Source organism: Mesorhizobium sp. M2C.T.Ca.TU.002.02.1.1 (assembly GCF_003997225.1).
On the sequence record NZ_RZTO01000662.1, the window covers coordinates 1 to 3,521 of the forward strand.

Here is a 3,521-nt window from a genome sequence, read left to right on the forward strand (position 1 = left end):
TGCATCTGTTCTCGAGGCGGGTCGACGACCCCAAGGCGCCGAATGCCTTGGCAAGCCTCATCGAAGCCGGCCGCGCTTGCTTTGCCGAGGCACAGCTTCCGCCGGATATCGAGGCTATCTGGTGGCCGCGTTTCGAAAAGCTCGCCGAAAACATCATCGAATGGGAGCATACCCGCGCCGATGCGGTCGCGAAGCGCTTTGCCGAGGAGCGCGCCGAGAAGACGGTGGTCGGCCGCACCGGCGTGACGCTCTCCGGCTATGCCGACCGCGTCGACCTGCTTGCCGGCGGCATGGCCGATATCCTCGACTACAAGACCGGCTCCTCTCCCTCGAAAGCGCAGGCGCACACGCTCTTGTCGCCGCAGCTTGCGCTGGAAGGCGCCTTGCTCAGGCGCGGCGCCTTCAAGGAACTCGGCATCCGCGAGCCCTCGCAGCTTGCCTTCGTGCGGCTGAAGCCGAATGGCGAGGTGTTCGAGGAATCGATCCTCGAATACAACCGCAAGCCCCGCACCGCCAACGATCTGTCCGAGGAAGCCTGGGCGCGGCTGGAGCGGCTGCTCTTCCACTATGCCGACCCGACCACCGGCTATCTGTCGCGTGCCCTGCCCTTCCGCGAGGGCGAAGCCGACGGCGACTACGACCATCTGGCGCGCGTGCTCGAATGGTCGGCTGGCGGCGCCAGCGAGGACGAGGCGGACGGATGAAATATCCGATTCCCTCCGATACCGCCGCCAGCCAGTCGCGCGCTTCCGATCCGGCCTATTCCGCCTGGGTGTCGGCCAATGCCGGCTCGGGCAAAACGCATGTGCTGGCGCAGCGCGTCATCCGGCTGCTGCTCAACGGCACCGATCCGTCGAAGATCCTGTGCCTGACCTATACGCGGGCTGCCGCCGCCAACATGTCGAACCGTGTGTTCTCGACGCTGTCGGAATGGACGGCGCTGCCCGATGCGGAGCTGGCGGTCAGGATCGCGGCGCTGGACGGCCGCGGCGCCGACCGCGACATGATGCGGCGCGCGCGCCGATTGTTCGCCGAGGCGCTCGAGACGCCGGGCGGGCTGAAGATCCAGACCATCCACGCCTTCTGCGAATCCGTGTTGCACCAGTTCCCGCTCGAAGCCAACATCCCGGCGCATTTCGAGATGCTCGATCCGCAGATGGAGGCCTCGCTGTTCGGCGATGCCCGCCGCGACATGATCTCGGGCGCGGGCGCCGGCGCCGAAGGGCTGGCGGAAGCCTTCGCCACCGTGCTGGAGCGCGGCGGCGAGTTCGGTCTCGATTCGCTGCTTGGCGAGATCGTCGGCAAGCGCGACGAACTGCGCGACTTCATCGCCAAGCTAGGCAAGGAGCGGGACTTCCGGCCGCTGTTCGCCGAATTCGGCTTCAGGCCCGGACAGACGGCTGAGGGCATCGCCGCGTCGCTCTGGCCGCTGCCAGGTTTCGACCCCGGCCAGTTCGCCGAATTCGCGCGCGCCGCCGAAGCCGCCGACGCGCGACAGGTGCTGAACAACGTCGTCCCTTACGCACGAGGCGCATTCGCCGAAGCCGACCCGATCCGCCGGCTGCGGCTCTTGGCAAAGGCCTTCCTCAAGGCCGATGGCGACCCCTATGAGCCGCCCAAGATCTTCAAGAAGGCGCTGGTCGACCGGCTGCCGGATCTGCCGGAACGCTACCTTGCGGCGGCCAAGGCGATCCTCGAGGTGACCGACCGGCTGGCGCTGTTCCGCATGGTCGAAGGGACAGCGGCGGCGCTGACCGTCGCCGACTGGCTGATTACGCGCTACGAGCAGTTGAAGCGCGGGCGGGGCTTCCTCGACTTCAACGACCTCATCACCCGCACCGTCAGCCTCTTGTCGCGGCCCGATGCCGGGCCGTGGGTGCAGTTCAAGCTCGACCAGGGCATCGACCATATCCTGCTCGACGAGGCGCAGGACACCAGCCCGGACCAGTGGGAGGTGGTGAAGAAGCTGACGGAGGAGTTCTTCGCCGGGCTCGGCCAGCGCGAGGCGATAACGCGCACGATCTTTGCCGTGGGCGACGAGAAGCAATCGATCTACTCCTTCCAGGGCGCTGCGCCCGATTCCTTCGCCGAAAGCCGGCTGTTGTTTGCCGGGCGCGTGCGCGACGCCGAAGCCGCCTTCGCCAATCTCAAGCTCACCTGGTCTTTCCGTTCGAGCGACGACGTGCTGGCCGCGGTCGACCGCGTCTTCGCCGAGCCGGGTGTCAGGCGCGGCATCAGCCACGATCCCGATCCGCTGAGTCACAAGGCGATCCGCAATGACGCGCCGGGCTATGTCGAGGTATGGCCCTCGATCGGCGCCGAAATGGTCGAGGAGCCCGACGACTGGACCTTGCCGGTCAACCACGCCAGCGCGCCCGCCGTGCGCGTGGCCGAGCATGTGGCCACGACCATCCAGACCTGGCTCAAGCACGGCGAGCTCATCGAAGGCAAGGGCAGGAAGCTGACCGCCGGCGACATCCTGGTGCTGGTACGCAAGCGCGACCGCTTCGTCCATGCGCTGTCGCGCAGCCTGAAGAACCGGCAGATCCCGGTGGCAGGCGCCGACCGGCTGAGCCTGCCCGGCCATATCGCCGTGCAGGACCTGATCGCGCTCGGGCATTTCCTGATCCAGCCGGAGGACGACCTGTCCTTGGCCGCGGTGCTGCGCAGTCCGATCTTCGAGGTCGCCGAGGAGACGTTGCTGGCGCTCGCCGGCGAAAGGCCAAAGGGCCAGTCGCTGATCGCCTCGCTACGGCAGCACGCGGCCGAGGATGTGGCCCTTGCCGCTGTCGTTAGCCGGCTCGACGACTGGGCAACCGAAGTGGCCTTCAAGCCGGTGTTCGAATTCTACGCCGCCGTTCTGGCGCGTGACGGGCTGCGCCGCAAGATGACGGCGCGGCTTGGGCCGGAGGCCGGCGACATCCTCGACGAGTTCCTGAGCTTCTGCCTGGCCGAGGAACGCACTGGACTGCCGGGGCTGGAATCCTTCCTGTCGACGCTGGAGAATGCCGGCCCCGAGATCAAACGCGAGATGGACCAGACGCGCGACGAGGTGCGGGTCATGACCGTGCACGCCGCCAAGGGCCTCGAAGCCCCGGTGGTCTTCCTGGTCGATGGCGGCTCGGCGCCGTTCAGCGACCAGCATCTGCCGCGGCTGATGCCGTTCGAAAGCTCGGGGACGCAATGGAGGGGCAAGGGCTATCTTTGGCGCTCGGCCAGCGATGTCGCCAACGGCGTCTCGAAGGCGGCTTCGATCCGGGCGCGCGAACTGGCGGACGACGAATACCGGCGGCTGCTCTATGTCGGCATGACGCGTGCCGAGGACCGGCTGATCGTCTGCGGCTATCACGGTAAGCGGCAGCCCAGCACCGGCACCTGGCATTCGATCGTCAGCCGGGCGCTGTTGGGGGCGCCCGAGAGTTCCGAGCGGCGGCATCCGGCGACGGCCGAGGTGGCCGTGCATCGCTTCCATATGACGAAACTGCCGCCGGTGGCGTTGACCAGCGTCGACGAGGCAAGAC

General features: G+C 67.4%; 2 protein-coding genes. Both read left to right on the forward strand.

What is annotated here, in order from left to right:
• Positions 1 to 704: PD-(D/E)XK nuclease family protein (locus tag EOD07_RS27070; protein ID WP_206519567.1), on the forward strand; the 704-nt coding region annotated here is incomplete at its 5' end.
• Positions 701 to 3,521: double-strand break repair helicase AddA (addA, locus tag EOD07_RS27075; RefSeq protein WP_127237580.1), on the forward strand; the 2,821-nt coding region annotated here is incomplete at its 3' end. The genes EOD07_RS27070 and addA, both read left to right, overlap by 4 nt.